The organism is Nonomuraea salmonea, assembly GCF_042428605.1.
In the GTDB taxonomy this organism is placed as follows: domain Bacteria; phylum Actinomycetota; class Actinomycetes; order Streptosporangiales; family Streptosporangiaceae; genus Nonomuraea; species Nonomuraea salmonea.
Genome location: NZ_JBHMCF010000066.1, coordinates 47,709 through 62,782 on the forward strand (window position 1 = coordinate 47,709; position 15,074 = coordinate 62,782).

Genomic DNA, 15,074 nt, shown 5'->3' on the forward strand with positions numbered 1-15,074 from the left:
CGCTAGCTCCCGCTGAGCAGGTCGGTGAAGCGTTGTGCGTCGACGTTGCCGCCTGAGGCGATGAGGCCCACGCGGCGGGGTGCGGCGTCCAGGCGGCCGGACAGCAGGGCGGCGAGCGGGGTGGCACCGCTGGGCTCGATGACGACCTTGAGGTACTCGAACGCGAACCGCATCGCCTCCACGATCTCCGCGTCGCTCACCAGGACGACCCCGTCGGCCAGCCGCCGGTTGATCGCGAACGTCAGCTCGCCCGGCGTGGGCAGCGCCTGCCCGTCGGCGATCGTCCTGGGCACGGGGATGGTGACGCGCTCCCCGGCCTCCAGCGAGCGCTTGGTGTCGTCGCCGCTCTCCGGCTCGACGCCGATGACCCGGATGGCCGGGTGCGCTGAAGCGGCGGCGATCGCGGTGCCGGCCAGCAGCCCGCCCCCGCCGACGGGCACGAGCAGGGCGTCCAGCCCGCCGGTCTCGGCCAGCAGCTCAAGGGCGGCGGTGCCCTGACCGGCGATGACGTCGGGATGGTCGTAGGGAGGGATGAGGGCCAGGCCGCGCTCGTCGGCCAGGGCGCGGGCGAGCGCGGTGCGGTCTTCGGTGTAGCGGTCGTACGTGACGACCTCGGCCCCGTAACCGGCGGTGGCCGCGCGCTTAGAGCGGGGCGCGTCCTCGGGCATGAGGATGACGGCCGAGGTGCCGAGCTCACGCGCGGCCAGCGCGACGGCCTGGGCGTGGTTGCCCGAGGAGTAGGCGGCGACGCCCCGCGCCCGCTGCTCGGGGGAGAGCAGCGCGATGGCGTTGTAAGCGCCGCGGAACTTGAACGCCCCGACGCGCTGGAGGTTCTCGCACTTGACGAACACCTCGGCGCCGGCGCGCTCGTCGAGTATGCGGGAGGTGAGCACGGGCGTGCGGTGCGCGATGCCGTCGAGCCGGGCGGCGGCGGCACGGACGTCGTCGATCGTGACCGACGTGGCGGTGTCCATGAGGCTCCTCGGGCGCGGGTGGATCAGCTGCTCTCCGATCTTAGGCGGTGGCGGTTTCGAGAGCGGCGCTGTGCCGGACGAAGCCGGTGATCTGCAGCGCCCAGATGAGCGCGGCGGTCGCGATCATGGCGCCCCACACCCCGGCCAGCCCCCAGGCGGTGGCCGCCGGGACCATGGCGAGCGCGAGCAGGCCGTAGCCGGTGCCGACCGCGGCCAGCTGCCAAGAGGAGCGCTTGAGCCCGACCAGCCCGTACGCGGTGACGATCGCGCAGTTGCTCACCAGCGAGAACGCCACGAGCAGCGGCGCCAGCCCAAGAGCGAGGGAGTACACGGTGGCGTCCTGCGTGAACAGCCGCAGCACCACGTCACCGGCGACGAGCACCACCACCCCGCCCGCGACCACCCCGCCCGCCGCGACCGTGACGGCGGCGAGGATCAGCCGCCTGGCCTCGCGAGGGGACGACGCCCGCGCGACCTCCGGCGTCACCGCCTGCGCGGCGGCGAAGGCGGCGAGCCCCAGGAGTCCGTCCAGGGACAGCAGGATCGCGTGCGCGGCGGCCTGGTGCACGCCGGTGCGCGCGGCGGCGTACGCGACCCCGCCCGTCACCGTGAACTTGACGATCAGCGTGGCGGACAGGGGCAGGCCGACCCTGGCCATGCGCAGGATCCGCCGCCCGCGCGGCCGTCCCGGCCACCACGACTGCCCGGCCAGCTCGGGCAGCCGCAGCAGCAGCACGTTCGCGACCACGACCTGGACGGCGGTGGCGGTGACCATCGCGACGCCGGTGCCCTGGACGCCGTACGCGGGCACGAGCGTGAGCAGCAGGACGACCTGCGCCGCCGTACCGGAGAGGCCGGACCACAGCACCTTCCTGCTGTGCCGTAGCGCGATCAGCATGCCGCCCGCGCCGCTGCCCGCCGCCGACAGCAGCACCTGCCCGGCGAGGAGCGCGGGCAGGGCGCCCAGCTCGGCGATCGCCGCCTCGGGCGCCCCGCCGGCCCGCGCGATGAGAGGTACGGCCAGCACCACGCCGGCGCCCGCCGTCCCGAGGGCGAGCGTGAGCCAGCGGGCGTCCTTCAGGATGGCGAGCGCCTCGGCGGGACGGTCACGGCAGGCGGCGACGAACGGCGACATCCCGCGCAGACCGCCCGCCACGGCGGCCGTCACCGGGCTGAGCACGGCGCTCGCCAGCGTGAACGCGGCCAGCTCGGCGGTCGCCTGGCGGCCGAGCAGGGAGGTGCCGAGAAGCTGCGCGACGACGCCGGCGCTCATGGACAGCAGCAACGGCAGCGCCGCGCTCAGGACGACGCGAAGAGAAGAGGACATGAAAAGCAAAATCCCGGGCGGGCGACCGCTCGGGACGTGATCATTCTATCGCATCAGCGCCGCACCCGGCGTGGGTTCGCAGGCAGGCAGAGCTTCTCAGGGTGGGGAGTCCGCGGCTCCTACGACCGGGTTGCGGCGACAGAACGCCTCGGGGTGGGGCTGGAGGTGCGTCCGCGGCTCACACGACGTGGTTGCGCAGGCGGAGGTCCTCTGGGTAGGGCTGGAAGTACGTCTGTTCCTCCACGTACGTGGCCGCGGCGCCGCGTGCGTGGTGGAGCAGGAGGGCGAGCGGCACGCTCAGCGCCACCCGGCGTGCCTGGTAGGAGGCGATGACCTCGGCCACGTCGGCGCGGCGCACCGGGTCGAGCCCGTCGCCGATCATGCCGAGGCAGTGCTGCAGCACGTTGACGTGCCGCCCGACCGTCGTCGGCGCCGCCATCGCGGTGCGGAACGCGATGCTGTAGGCGGCGGCCACCTCGTCGCGCGGCCGGGTGCCCGCCTGGGCGGCCAGGCGGCCGGTCTCGCGGTAGCCCTCGGTGGTGTGGGCGAGCAGCTGCATCTTGTGCCGGGCCTGGAAGGCCATCAGGTCGCGGGGCTTCCATGGGCTCTCCAGCAGTTCACGCAGCCGGGCGTGGGCGAAGATCCGCTCGGTGAACGCCTCCCGCCGTACGGCGTCGTTGAGCCGGCCGTCGTCCTCCACGGGCAGCAGCGGGTGCGCCTCGATCACCGCGTCGGCGAACATGCCGCGCTGCTGCCTGGTCACCGCGTTCTCGCCGGCGTAGAGCGGGATGCCGTGGATGCCGCAGCTCGGGCTCTTGGCCTTGAACACGTACCCGTCGGCGGCCAGCTCCGCGGTGCGCTCGGCGGCCAGCACCGCCATGGCGGGGGTGAGGTCGCGGCGGCTGCGGCGGGTCATCAGCCGGGGGCCTTCGGGGGAGCGTTCGAGGCGCAGCGCCTCGCGGGGCGCGCCGAGGCCGATCGCCATCTCGGGGCAGAGCGGCAGCCAGTCCACGAACGGCGCGAGCTCGTCGGTGAGGTAGCGGCTGCGGCTGTGGCCGCCGTTGTGCCGTACGGGCTCGCCGAGCAGGCAGCTCGACACCGCCACCCGGGGTCTGCCGCATCCCTGACCTTCCTCCATGCTGGTCAGCTGCCCAGGAGCGCAGGTCGCACGCCTGCCCTCGTAACCTGAAGGTCGGCTTTTCGGAGTTACACTGGAGGAATGCCCGCCGTTCCCGTCCTCGACGTGAGACACGTGGTCGCGTTCGTCAACGAGTACGCCGACCCGCCGCGCGAGGCCGCGGGGGAGCAGGAGACACCGTATCCCCACGCGTACGATCTCCTGGCCTGGCCCCCCGGGCTGGCGTTGCCCGCGACCGGCGGCCTCGTCGCGGCGGCGAACGCCGTCTTCCCCGTCTTCGCCGCGGCGCGCGACGGCCGGGCCCTGGAGGAGCTGAACGCCCTGCTCCGCGCCGTCCGCCCGCTGCCCGTGGCGGCCCCCGACGGCCTGCGCTGGACGGTCGGCGACGCCGCCGACCTGCTGCCCGCCGCGCTGGCCACCTGCCTGCTGGCCTGGCTCATGACGCACGAGCAGGCCAGGCTCGGCACCTGCCACGCCTCCCGGTGCGTCGACGTCTACACCGACGCGTCCCCGGCGGGCCAGCGCCGCTTCTGCTCCGCCACCTGCCTCAACCGGCACAAGGTGGCCGCCTACAGGAAGCGCGCGTCCGCCCGCAAGGTCACCTGATCGTGAGCGCCGAGCGGCCGGCGTAGCGGGCCTCGGCGCCGAGCTCCTCCTCGATGCGGATGAGCTGGTTGTACTTGGCGGTCCGCTCGGAGCGCGACAGGGAGCCGGTCTTGATCTGGCCGCAGCCGGTGGAGACGGCGAGGTCGGCGATCGTGGTGTCCTCGGTCTCGCCGGAGCGGTGCGACATGACGACGCCGTAGCCGGCCTCCTCGGCGGTCCGTACGGTGGTCAGCATCTCGGTCAGCGTGCCGATCTGGTTGACCTTGACCAGGATGGAGTTCGCGACGCCGGCGTCGATGCCCGCCCGCAGGAGGGCGGCGTTGGTGCAGAACACGTCGTCGCCGACGAGCTGGCAGGTCGCGCCCAGGCGCTCGGTGACGAGCCGCCAGCCCTCGGCGTCGTCCTGCGCCATGGGGTCCTCGATGGACACGATGGGGTAGGCGGCGACCAGCCCGGCCAGGTAGGCGGCGTGCTCCTCGACGCCGCGCCGGACGCCCTCGCCGGCGTAGTGGTAGGCGCCGTCGCGGTAGAACTCCGAGGCGGCCGGGTCGAGCAGGACGGCGATGTGCGTGCCGGGGGAGTAGCCGGCGTCGGAGATCGCGGTGCCGATCAGGTCGAGCGCCTCTTCCGCGGTGCGCAGGTCCGGGGCGAAGCCGCCCTCGTCGCCGACGCCGGTGTGGTGGCCGGCCTTCTTGAGCGTGGCGCGCAGGGTGTGGAAGACCTCCGAGCCCATCCGTACGGCGTCCGCGAAGGTCGTCGCCCCGATCGGCGCGATCATGAACTCCTGGAAGTCGAGCGGGTTGTCGGCGTGCGCGCCGCCGTTGATGACGTTCATCATCGGCAGCGGCAGCAGCGCGGCGTCCGGGCCGAGATAGCGGTAGAGCGGCAGCCGGTGCGAGGCGGCGGCGGCCTTCGCCGTGGCCAGCGAGACGCCGAGCACCGCGTTCGCCCCGAACCTCGCCTTGCCAGGGGTGCCGTCGAGCGCGATCATCGCCTCGTCCACGGCCGCCTGGTCCTCGGCGTCCATCCCGGTGACGGCCGCGGCGATCTCGCCGGTGACGGCCTCGATCGCCTGGCGCACGCCCTTGCCGTGGAAGCGGCGCGGGTCGCCGTCGCGCCGCTCCACCGCCTCGTTGGTGCCCGTCGACGCGCCCGACGGTACGGCCGCGCGGCCCAGGGAGCCGTCCTCCAGGACGACGTCCACCTCCACGGTGGGATTGCCGCGGCTGTCGAGGATCTCCCTGCCCGCCACCCGGACGATTGCTGTCATGTCTGCCTTCCCCGTACGAATTCCAGATCGGAACTCACTAAGTTCCAAGATGGAACTTACACTGGTCCGGGACGCGGGCGCCATCCCGCGAGCGAGGAGAAGCGTGGTGACCCGAGAGCTGCGGGAGCAGGACGCCGGTTGCGCGATCGCGCAGGCCGCCGCGGTGGTGGGGGAGTGGTGGAGCCTGCTGATCGTGCGCGAGGTGACCCGCGGCCGCTACCGCTTCGACGACCTGCACGCCGAGCTGGGCATCTCGCGCCGGGTGCTGGCCGAACGGCTCAAGCACCTGCTCGACCACGGCGTCCTGGAACGGCGCCCGTACCAGCAGCGGCCCACCCGCTACGAATACCGGCTGACCGCCGCAGGGCACGCCCTGGCCCCGTTGCTGGCCGGCCTCCAGGACTGGGGCGAACGCTTCCTCCTCGGCGACGGCACACCGACCACCGCCCCCACCGAGACGGAGACCGCCCGCCTCCACGCGCTGCCCGGCACTCCCATCCCGCATCCCCTGCTCCTCCGGGCGGCGAACGGCGACGACGTGGACGTCGTCGCCCCCGACGCCCGCGCCACCGTCGTCCTCGCCGGTGACGCCTTCGCCGGCGGTGACCCGGGCGCGTTCGCCGAGGCGGGGGTGGCGTTGCGGGGCGTCACCACGCGGGAGCCGGGAGAGCAGGCATTGCGGGGCGTCACCACGCAGGGGCTAGACGAGGAGGCGTTCCCGGTGCTGTCGGACGCCGAGCTGACGCTGTGCGCCGCCCTGGGGTTGCCGACCTTCCGCACCGGGCACACGCTGCACCTCAAGCCCGTCGTCATCGTCGCCGACGCCCACCGGACGATCCGCCACGTGCTCTACCCGGTCACCGACGCCACCGCCGCGATGAAGGAGGCGCTCCGCCTGGCGGCCGGCGTGACCAGCCGCTTCGTCCGCTGAGCCGTTCGCCGGAATGCGATCAGGATGCGGTGTGTTGCGCGATGCGTCCCGAATGACGCACCGGATGAGAGGTCACCGATGAGCCGTCAGCAGCGCCAGGACCTGGACGACATGCTGCGCAACGCCCCCAAGACGGCGGGCGACACCGTCGAACAGGCCCGTACGGACTTCGCCACGCTTTTCGACGTGCCCGCCCCCGGCGGCGTCACCGTCCGCGACACCACGCTCGGCGGCCGCCCGGCCCTGGAGCTCACGCCCGACGGCGCGGACGGGGACACGGTGGTGCTCTTCCTGCACGGCGGCGGATACGTCGTCGGCTCCCCGCGTACGCACGCCGCCCTGGCCGGCGACCTCGCCCGCCGCGCCCGCACCAGAATCATCTCGCTCGACTACCGGCTCGCCCCCGAGCACCGGTTCCCCGCGGCGGTCGACGACGGCCTGGCCGCCTATCGCGAGCTGCTGGAACGGGGCACCAGCCCGGCCGCGATCGCGCTGGCGGGCGACTCGGCGGGCGGCGGGCTGGCCGTCGCCACGCTGCTCGCGGCCCGTGAGGCGGGGCTGCCGATGCCGGCGGGCGCCGTGCTGTTCTCGCCGTGGGCCGACCTGACGCTCACCGGGGCCAGCATGGAGGGCAAGCTGGGCGCCGACCCGATCTTCGTCAGGGCCGACATCGAGGGCTACCGCACGCACTACCTCGGCGGAGGCGACCCGGCCGCGCCGCTGGCCAGCCCCGCGCTCGCCGACCTCACCGGCCTGCCGCCGCTGCTCGTCCAGGCCGGGTCGAACGAGCTGCTGCTGGACGACTCGGTACGCCTGGCCGCCGGGGCGGGCGCGGCCGGCGTGGACGTCACGCTGCGCGTCTGGGGCGGACTCCCGCACGTCTTCCAGCACCACACGGCGCTGGTGGAGGAGGCGGGACAGGCGCTCGACGACGCGGCGCTCTTCCTCGCCCACGCCTACCGCACGGCAGCCGCGGAACCGGCGACCGCCTGAGCCGGGCGGGTGCGTCAGCGGCAGCCGACGCCGATGACGTCGCGGCGGCCGTTGCAGCCGGGCTTGCCACCGCCGGTGTGGTCGGCGTGGCCGGTCCGGATGGTCACGGAGGGACGCGTCAGGCGCCCGCGCGGCGGAGGCGTTCGGCGGCCTGGGTGGCGACGGCGTCGCCGGAAACCGGCCGCTGGCCGTACAGGGCCTCGTAGCGGGCGTTGTGCGACGCCGTCCACAGGCTGGCCGCCCACGCGACCTCCAGCTCCACGTCCGTGAACACCCGCCCCCTGGCCTCCTGATACGCCTCCAGGAAGGCCGCCGAGCTCGCGACCGGCGCCAGCGTCGGCTGGCCCGAGCTGGCGAACGCCCCGCTCGCCGCCCCCACCAGCGCCGCCTCCGGCTGCCAGGCCAGGCTGTCCCAGTCGTGCACCGTCCACAACCGCCCGTCACGCCAGCGCAGGTTCTGCGCCTCGAAATCGGCGTGACCGAGCACGCGCGGCAGCCCGGCCGCCAGGATGCGCCTGCGCGCCCGCTCAGCCGTCTCGACGACGTGCATAGGCACCCGGCTCTGATCCTGCTCGTCCAGGTAGGGGATGGCCGGCCAGGTGCCGGCGCCGGCGTGGTCCCAGCGCGCCCAGCGCGGGCTCGGCAGCGGCGGCTCCACGCTCACCTCGGCCAGCTCCGCCATCAGCCGGGCGAACATCTCCGCGCAGCGTACGGCCACTTCCGGCGAGTCGCCTGCGAGCACCTCGCCACCCGGCCTGAACTCCTCGGCGTGCACGGCCAGCGACCCCACCTCGGTCACCGGCGTCAGCGGACGCGCACACGGGAACCCGCGCTCGGCCAGCCGGGCCTGCGCCGTCACGCACGACACCGCCCTGCCGCCGTCGGCACGCGCCTTGACCACCACGTCCGCACCGCCGGCCAGCCGCAGGCCGAACACCATCGAGGTCTGCTGCAACCGGAACAACACGCCCTCGGGCTCGCTGCCGAGCCGGCGCAGACACCAGGCCGGCAACCAGTCCGGCAGATCGTTCATAGACACGGGGAAGACTCTGCCAAATGCGCTGTCCCCCGTGCGAGCTACCCCAGAATGTCCTCCGTACGGTGACGATCGCCGCTTCCTCGATCTCTAGCGTTTTCCTCGTGGCCACAGCGGCCGCTCGGATCTCGGCAGGGAGTCATCATGCGACTGGTCAAGCAGCTCGTGGCCGTGGCGGCCGTGGCCTTCGCGGCCAACGCGCTCGTCGGAGCGGTGTCGGGGAACGCGTTCTTCACGCTGGTCTTCGGGCTGGGCACGGCGGTGCTCGCCGTGTACGTGTACGGCCGGGTGGTGCGCTGGACCGAGAAGCGGGAGCCGGCCGAGGTCGCGCTGGAGGGAGCCCGGGGCCCGCTCGGCCGGGGGCTGCTGATCGGCGTCGCCATCGGGGCGGGCGGCATGCTGGCCGCCGCGTACGCCGCCACCCGCACCCTGTGGCCGCCCATCGGGCTGCACTTCGGCTGGAACTTCGCCGCCGGCATCCTCAGCACCGAGGTCTCCGGCAACGGCGCCTCCGAGGGGCTGCTGCAGGGTGTGACGTCCGGCGCGGCCCTGCTCACCGGTGGCGGCTTCGGTCCCGAGGGCAGCCCGTACGCGGTGGTGTTCGGGCTGCTGCTGACCGGCGTGTTCCTGTACGTGGCGCGCCAGCGCGGCAACCTGGTCCCACGCCGCCGGCGTACCGACGCGACCCTTGTGCGGACCCCGTGAGCGAGGTCCGGCGCAGTCGCTCACCGTGGCGCGAGAAGGAGATCGTGGTGCTCTGCCTGATGCTGGCCGGCGCATGGGGGCTCAGGGGCTGGCTCCGCCCCGACCGCCCCACCGCCGCCCGCCCTACCAACGACAGGCCCGCCAACGACAGGCCCGCCAACGACAGGCCCACCAACGACAGGCCCACCAACGACAAGCCCACCGCCGACCGCCCCACCATCCCCGCCCAGCACCGCCCTGACACCGACGAGCACACCGCGAACGCTCGATGCGCCGGCTCCGACACACTCCGCCCTGCCCAAGGGGCTGCAGCCGGCGGTGAAGGGAAGCCTGAGGCCGTTCCCGCCGCCGAGCGGGCCCGCATCGTCCGCGACCTGCACGACGTCGTGACCCACAACGTGGCGGCGATGATCGTGCAGGCGGAGGCGGCCCGCTACCTGACCGGCGCCCCCGACCGCCTCGACGCCACCCTGACCACCGTCACCGACACCGGCAGGCGCGCCATCGCCGACCTCCGCCACCTGCTCCACCTCCTCACCCCCGTCCCCGGCGACCCCCTGGACGCCGCCAGGACCGCCGCCACGGAGACGCCCTGCGCCGGTGACCTGCACGCGCTGGTCGAGGAGATGCGGCTGGCGGGGCAGCCGGTGGAGTTCGCGGAGGCGGGGCAGGCGGAGCCGGCGTCCAGGGCCGCCGAGATCGTCGCGTACCGGGTCGTCCAGGCGGCCCTGACCGACGCACTGCGGCACGCGCCGGGCAGCCGTACCGTGGTCGAGGTGCGGCACGCCGCGAGCGGGATCACCGTGCAGGTGCGCACCGACGGCGCGGTCTTCCACGCCGCCACCGGCCGCGACCTGGCGGAGGTGCGGGCGCGGGTGGAGGCGCTGGGCGGCGAGTTCCACCAGGAACGCCACCAGGAACGCCACCAGGACGGCACCTTCCTCATCCGCACCCTCATCCCGGCGGGCGCCCTGCGCGACCGGAGCGACCCGGCCGGCGAGTGACGCGAATGCGGCGGTGCGGTAGTGCGGACCCGCACCGCGTGGCGCTTCATCGCACAATCACGCGATGGTGCCCCTCTGATACCGCACCCTGAACTGGATGGGGCCGTCGGTGTTGTCGTCATTCAGATCGGTCCAGGTACGGGACGGGAACCCGTTGGCGCCCTTGATGTAGCTGGTGAAACCGCCGACCCGGCGCCTGTGGCGGTGCTCGCGGCCGCCGGCCGCCACCGCGCCGGGCGGGTCGTACTGGCCGCACCGGTGACGGGGGCCGCCCTGGGGTGACGGCCCTGTCGTCGGGTCAGCAGGGGCTCTCGTAGAAGTCGATGTAGCCGCTGCGGACGCCCCACATGTCCACCGCTCCGTTGCAGTCCTCGTACTTCTCCCCGACCACGGTGGTGCGGGTGGAGTCGCCGTAGTAGATGGTGGCGCACGCGTGGTTGATCTTGCAGGCGCGGGCTTCGGCGGGACTCGCGGTGACGACGGTGACGGCGGCCACGGCGAGCACGGTGGCGGGCAGCAGACGGCGGATCATGGTGCCTCCGGAGGGGGTGGGGGGACGCTGCTTCGATGGTCGGCTCCCACAGCCGCTCGATCAAGAGCCCCCGTCCCGGCAAGCCCTGACAGGCCCCACCGCGCCCAACCCCGCCCAACCCCGCCCAACCCCGCCCGACCAGGCCCGACCGGGCCCGCCCGACCAGGCCCGCCCGACCAGGCCCGCCCGACCAACCCGGCCGACCAACCCGGCCGACCAACCCGGCCGACCAACCCGGCCGACCAACCCGGCCGACCAACCCCGCCCGATCAGGCCCGCCCGCCCCTGCCCGGTTTGGGTCGGGGGGTTAGTAGGGCAGAGGGCCGCAGAAGACCCCCGCCCTGCTGAAGCCGCCCGGTCCGTCCGGGCCGGGCGGCTTGTTCGGTCAGGTGATGGGTTGGAGCCAGATGTTGCGGAAGCGGGGGTTCTCGCCCGGGTCGCCGTGGTCCTGGAGGCGGATGCCGGCGGTGGCCGCGTTCTCCGGGATGCTGTCGCCGGTGCCGCCGTCCACGGCGACGTCGTCGTGCACCACCGTGCCGTTCCAGACGACCGTCACCCGCGCGTCGTCCACCTTGACGCCCGCGCCGGTGAACCGGGCCGCGCGGAACGTGATGTCGTACGTCTGCCACGTGCCGGGCGCGGTCGCCATGTTGCGGTCGGGCGCCCGCTTGGAGTAGATCGAGCCGGCTCCGTCGGCGGCCGGCGTGGTGTCGCCGTACGACTCCAGCACCTGCACCTCGTACCGCTCCTGGAGGTAGACGCCGCTGTTGCCGCGCTGCTGCCCGGTCACCTCGGGCGGATAATCCGGCTCGTACCACTCGACGTGCAGCGTGAAGTCGCCGAACGCGCGCCGGGTGCGGATGTCGCCCCCGTACGACTCCATCGACCCGCCGGCGACCGGCCACGTCGCAGCGCCACCTGACCGGCGCTCCCACGCCGCCAGGCTCGACCCGTCGAACAGCGTGATCCGCTCGGCCTTCGCGACCGTGACGTGGTCAAGACCGAAACCGCCGCCGTCGCCGGCGTCGTAGCGGTAGGTGACGGTGTTCGCGCCGCGCCGGAGGGGCAGCGCGTCGGTCTGCACCTCCCAGGCGTCCCGCCCGCCGGTGGCCGCCAGCCGTACCTGACGGATCTTCCTGCCGTTGACGTGCACGCTCACCGATGTGCCCGCCTCGGCCGCATAGCGCAGCCCGACGTTGTACGTGCCCGCCGTCTCGGCCCGCACGGAGAACGACGTCCTCGCGCCGGGTGCGGTGTACCCGTCGACGTAGCCGGTGCCGGTGAAGCCCTGGCGGGCGGTGCCGACGGTGGCGCCGCCGCGCAGCGTGGCCCGCTCCGCCTCCAGCACCGGCCGGGCGGCCACGGTGATCGCGTCGAGGTTGACGTTGCCGAGGTCGCCGGAGTCGTACCGGTAGGCGATGGTGTTGACGCCCGCCTTGAGCGCCAGCGGCTCCACCCGGGTCGCCCACAGGTCCCACGTGCCCGTGGTCGGCAGCGGCACCTGCCTGACCTTGGTCCCGTTGACGTACACGCTGAGCGACTTGGTCCCGGGCGCGGGGTCGGGGCCGTTGGAGTAGCGCAGCCCCACGTGGTACGTGCCCGCCGCGCCCACCTGCACCGCGAAGCGCGTCGTGGCGCCCTGGGTCCAGTAGCCGTCCACGAACCCGGCTCCCGAGGAGGAGGGGTGGTCGGTGTTCAGCATCGCGCCGCCGCTCTGGGCCGCGCTCTCCGCCTCGTACACCGTCTCGGAGGAGGCGCCGCCGGGCAGCGAGTTGAGCGTGTACCAGGCTTCGGTGCTCCACAAAGGCTCCCCTGACGCCGAGGCGAACGGGCGCGGCGAGCGCAGGTGCACCACCCGGCCCGGCTTCAGCCCCGCGACCTTCAGCGTGACCTTCTTGCCCTTCACCGTGGCCGAGGTGACGGTCAGCGGCTCCTCGTCCACCTTGGGCCCGCCGTAGGTGACGGCGGGGACGTAACGCCATTGGGTGAGCTGGTACCGGCCCTCAAGGGAGCCGGCCGGCAGCGGCTGGGTGTACTCCAGCTCGAAGCCGCCCTCGATCGCCTTCATCTTGAGGAGGTCGAACGCCTTCTCCGCGCCCGGCGTCAGTTTCTGCAGCCCGTACGTGAGCTTGCCCGGCTGCCCCCAGTTGCCGCCCGCGCCCAGACCGCCGGCGTAGACGGCGCCGTCAGGCCCGAGACTGATCCGGTTGACCCCCGCCTCAAGCCCCTGCGTGAACCGGAACACCGCGCCCTGGTAGGCCCCGTTCACCTTCTCCAGGTACGCCCGCTGGATCCCGCCGTACGTGACGTCGCCGAACAGCAGCTGCCCCGCGTACCTGCCGTGCTTCATCAGCAGCGGCGTGCTGGGGGAGTTGGCGATCTCGTTGTGCGGCAGCCACAGCACCGGCGGGCTCACCACGCCCGCGTCGAACGGCCCCTCCGGCGTCGTGTAATGGTTGAAGAAGCGGCCCTTCTCGACGTGCACCAGCTTCGAGGCGGGCAGCCAGCCGCCCTGGTTGTCCAGCACGAACAGGTCGTCGCCCGGCCCCCACCCGATGCCGTTCGGGGTGCGCAGGCCGCCCGCGAGATAGTCGAGTTTCCCCGTCCTCTTGTCGATCTTGACGGTGACGCCACGGCCGGGGGCCGGCTGCGGGACGGTGGTGGCGCCGCCGTAGTCGATGGCCACCGACAGGTTGAGGTAGAAGTGGCCGCCCCGGTAGAGCAGGCCGAAGGCGAACTCGTGGAAGTTCCCGCCGAACGGCCAGGTCGCCACCGTCCTGAGGTCGTCGGCGACGTCGTCCCCGTTCGTGTCGTTCAGCTCCACCAGGCGGGACTTCTCCGACACGTACAGCTTGCCGTCCGCGTACGCGAGGCCCATGGGCTCCTGCAGCCCTTCGGCGATCTTCTTGTACGTCACCCGCGCCGGCGACGTCGCGCCGGTCACGCCGCTCAGCAGGTACACCTCGCCGAGCCTGGTCTCCGAGCCGCCCCAGGTGGTGATCGCCAGCCGGTCATCGGGCAGCCACGCCATCGCGGTCACCTGCGGCTCGAACCCGGCGGGGCGCAGGTCGGTGAGCGTGTGGTCGGGGTGCACGCCCTGCAGCGGCAGCCCGTCGCCGGGCGAGTCGGCGCCGCTCTCGCACTCCTTGCGGCCGGGCGAGGTGACCCGGACGACGTCGGCGTCCGTGCTCAGCGCCTCGGCCGGCACCAGCGTGAACGCCTGCGCGCCCGGAGGCTTCCACTCCAGCCTGAGCTGCTGGCCGTACAGGTGCTCGAAGTGGTCGATGCGCAGCGGGTGGTGCCCGGCGGTGAGCGTGATCGTGCCGTCCACCGGCGTGGGCGCGTGCCGGCCGTCGTTGACGATCACGACGGTGTCGCCGATGCGCAGCCGGGAGCCGTCGTCGCTGGTCAGCCGGAACTCGTACGTGCCCGCGGCCGGGGCCGACAGGTTGCCGGTGACCTCGGTGACGAACATGTCGGTGAGCCCGAAGTCGGCGTCGGACGTCCAGTCGACGGTCGGCATCAGCTTGTCCACATTGGGCGTCTGGCCGGGCTTGAGCGTGCACAGCTTCGACAGCTCGATCTGGACGTCGTAGGTGCGCAGGGTGACGCCGGGCACCTGCGGTGGCAGGTCGGCCCGCGCACCCGCGGGGACGGCCAGGAAGGAGAGCGCGATGATCAGGACAGCGGATAAGAGGGGTAACCTCCGCATGACTCATCCCATCTCGAGAGGGCGCGCCCTGGTGCGGCGCTGGTGGGGGTGCGGCACCGCCGGGCCGGCCGTCGGCGGATGCCGGGTCTCGTGAGCTGGTAAGTACGGGGGGATAACGCCGTTCTGCGCCGTAATATAAGGCGAGATTTTCGACTTGCCCATACTCTTCCGCCGAAAATCGATAGAAGTCGGCACACGGCTCGTTCGAACGGCTAGGCGCTGGGGTCGTCGAGCTGCCCGCCCCGCCCTGGAGGCCACCTCGACCTCGGTGAGCAGACGGTCAGCCGCCGCTGCGCGTGGTCGAGCGCCTCCTCATGCACCCGTAGCCCACGCGGAGCCGCTCGCAGACCCGCGTGACCCGCGCCTCACTGGCCTCGCTCACCATGTGGACGAAGGTCATCACCGGCAGCAGGTCGAAGTCGCGCTGGAAGGAGCCGGCCGTCTCGACCGGACCGAGGCCGAGCAGGAATCGGCGTCAGTTCGCGCCCGGGTCCGGCAGGTCGTGCTGGGTGAACATGTCGATGAGCACGCGCACCGGCAGGCCGGCCTCCGTCGGGTAGCGGAAGTGCGCATCGAGGTTGAGCTTGTACTGGTTGCGCCGGCCCACGCGCTCGATGGTGACGTATCCGGACTGGTGCAGGTCGGAGACGATGCCCTGCACGGCGCGCTCGGTGATGCCGATCCCGGTCGCGATGTCGCGTACCCGGGCCTGGGGATCGCGGGCGATCTCCAGCAGCACGCGGGCGTGATGGGTCAGGAAGGTCCACTGGCGGTTGGACGTGTTCAAGAAGCTTCCCTTCTGCCGGTGTGAGCCGCTCCTGGCGCGGTGCGACCGAGAGCCTCCAC

Annotated in this window: 13 protein-coding genes; 5 read left to right on the forward strand and 8 right to left on the reverse strand. The window is 73.1% G+C overall.

Annotation, left to right across the window (positions count from 1 at the left end):
* Positions 1 to 2: 2 nt before the first annotated feature.
* The 3 genes from ACFFR3_RS49930 to ACFFR3_RS49940 form a co-directional block, all read right to left on the reverse strand.
* Positions 3 to 974: a threo-3-hydroxy-L-aspartate ammonia-lyase gene (locus ACFFR3_RS49930; RefSeq protein ID WP_379485495.1), complete on the reverse strand. Its 972-nt coding sequence runs from the start codon at positions 972 to 974 to the stop codon at positions 3 to 5.
* A gap of 40 nt (positions 975 to 1,014) precedes the next feature.
* Positions 1,015 to 2,301, reverse strand: a complete 1,287-nt coding sequence (locus ACFFR3_RS49935) for an MATE family efflux transporter (protein ID WP_364382742.1) — start codon at positions 2,299 to 2,301, stop codon at positions 1,015 to 1,017.
* 178 nt (positions 2,302 to 2,479) lie between these two features.
* On the reverse strand, positions 2,480 to 3,439 hold the full coding sequence (locus ACFFR3_RS49940; RefSeq protein WP_364382745.1) for a YbgA family protein: 960 nt from the start codon (positions 3,437 to 3,439) through the stop codon (positions 2,480 to 2,482).
* Between the two features lie 81 nt (positions 3,440 to 3,520).
* Between ACFFR3_RS49940 and ACFFR3_RS49945 the strand changes: the two genes are divergently transcribed.
* Entirely contained in the window at positions 3,521 to 4,045 is a 525-nt protein-coding gene (locus tag ACFFR3_RS49945; protein WP_379485496.1) for a CGNR zinc finger domain-containing protein, read from the forward strand.
* On the opposite strand, the gene eno is transcribed toward ACFFR3_RS49945, so the two are convergent.
* Entirely contained in the window at positions 4,038 to 5,315 is a 1,278-nt protein-coding gene (gene eno / locus ACFFR3_RS49950; RefSeq protein ID WP_345385281.1) for a phosphopyruvate hydratase, read from the reverse strand. The two genes, ACFFR3_RS49945 and eno, sit on opposite strands and share 8 nt — an antisense overlap.
* Before the next feature lie 106 nt (positions 5,316 to 5,421).
* On the opposite strand from eno, the gene ACFFR3_RS49955 reads away from it, so the two are divergent.
* Together ACFFR3_RS49955 and ACFFR3_RS49960 are read left to right on the forward strand one after the other, a co-directional pair.
* A complete protein-coding gene (locus tag ACFFR3_RS49955; RefSeq protein ID WP_364382752.1) occupies positions 5,422 to 6,246 on the forward strand; it encodes a winged helix-turn-helix transcriptional regulator in 825 nt (274 codons plus the stop codon).
* Positions 6,247 to 6,324: 78 nt separating this feature from the next.
* The gene (locus ACFFR3_RS49960; protein WP_345385278.1) at positions 6,325 to 7,239 is read left to right on the forward strand and encodes an alpha/beta hydrolase; all 915 of its coding nucleotides are present in this window, start codon (positions 6,325 to 6,327) and stop codon (positions 7,237 to 7,239) included.
* Positions 7,240 to 7,357: 118 nt separating this feature from the next.
* Here ACFFR3_RS49960 and ACFFR3_RS49965 read toward each other — a convergent pair whose 3' ends face one another.
* Entirely contained in the window at positions 7,358 to 8,272 is a 915-nt protein-coding gene (locus tag ACFFR3_RS49965) for a phosphotransferase (protein ID WP_364382846.1), read from the reverse strand.
* 147 nt (positions 8,273 to 8,419) lie between these two features.
* Here ACFFR3_RS49965 and ACFFR3_RS49970 point away from each other — a divergent pair, with 147 nt between their 5' ends.
* Both ACFFR3_RS49970 and ACFFR3_RS49975 read left to right on the forward strand, forming a co-directional pair.
* Positions 8,420 to 8,980 (forward strand): CPBP family glutamic-type intramembrane protease, encoded by a 561-nt coding sequence (locus ACFFR3_RS49970; RefSeq protein WP_345385274.1) that lies wholly within the window; start codon positions 8,420 to 8,422, stop codon positions 8,978 to 8,980.
* A complete protein-coding gene (locus tag ACFFR3_RS49975) occupies positions 8,977 to 9,984 on the forward strand; it encodes a histidine kinase (RefSeq protein ID WP_379485497.1) in 1,008 nt (335 codons plus the stop codon). Before ACFFR3_RS49970 ends, ACFFR3_RS49975 begins: the two co-directional genes overlap by 4 nt.
* A 298-nt stretch (positions 9,985 to 10,282) precedes the next feature.
* Here the strand turns inward: ACFFR3_RS49975 and ACFFR3_RS49980 are convergent, their stop codons facing one another.
* The 3 genes from ACFFR3_RS49980 to ACFFR3_RS49990 form a co-directional block, all read right to left on the reverse strand.
* The gene (locus tag ACFFR3_RS49980; protein ID WP_379485498.1) at positions 10,283 to 10,516 is read right to left on the reverse strand and encodes a DUF6289 family protein; all 234 of its coding nucleotides are present in this window, start codon (positions 10,514 to 10,516) and stop codon (positions 10,283 to 10,285) included.
* Positions 10,517 to 10,901: 385 nt separating this feature from the next.
* Positions 10,902 to 14,228: a 3-keto-alpha-glucoside-1,2-lyase-like domain-containing protein gene (locus ACFFR3_RS49985; RefSeq protein ID WP_379485499.1), complete on the reverse strand. Its 3,327-nt coding sequence runs from the start codon at positions 14,226 to 14,228 to the stop codon at positions 10,902 to 10,904.
* A 475-nt stretch (positions 14,229 to 14,703) separates the two neighbouring features.
* Positions 14,704 to 15,015, reverse strand: coding sequence for a helix-turn-helix transcriptional regulator (locus ACFFR3_RS49990; protein ID WP_345385269.1), 312 nt, complete (start codon positions 15,013 to 15,015; stop codon positions 14,704 to 14,706).
* Positions 15,016 to 15,074: the final 59 nt, after the last annotated feature.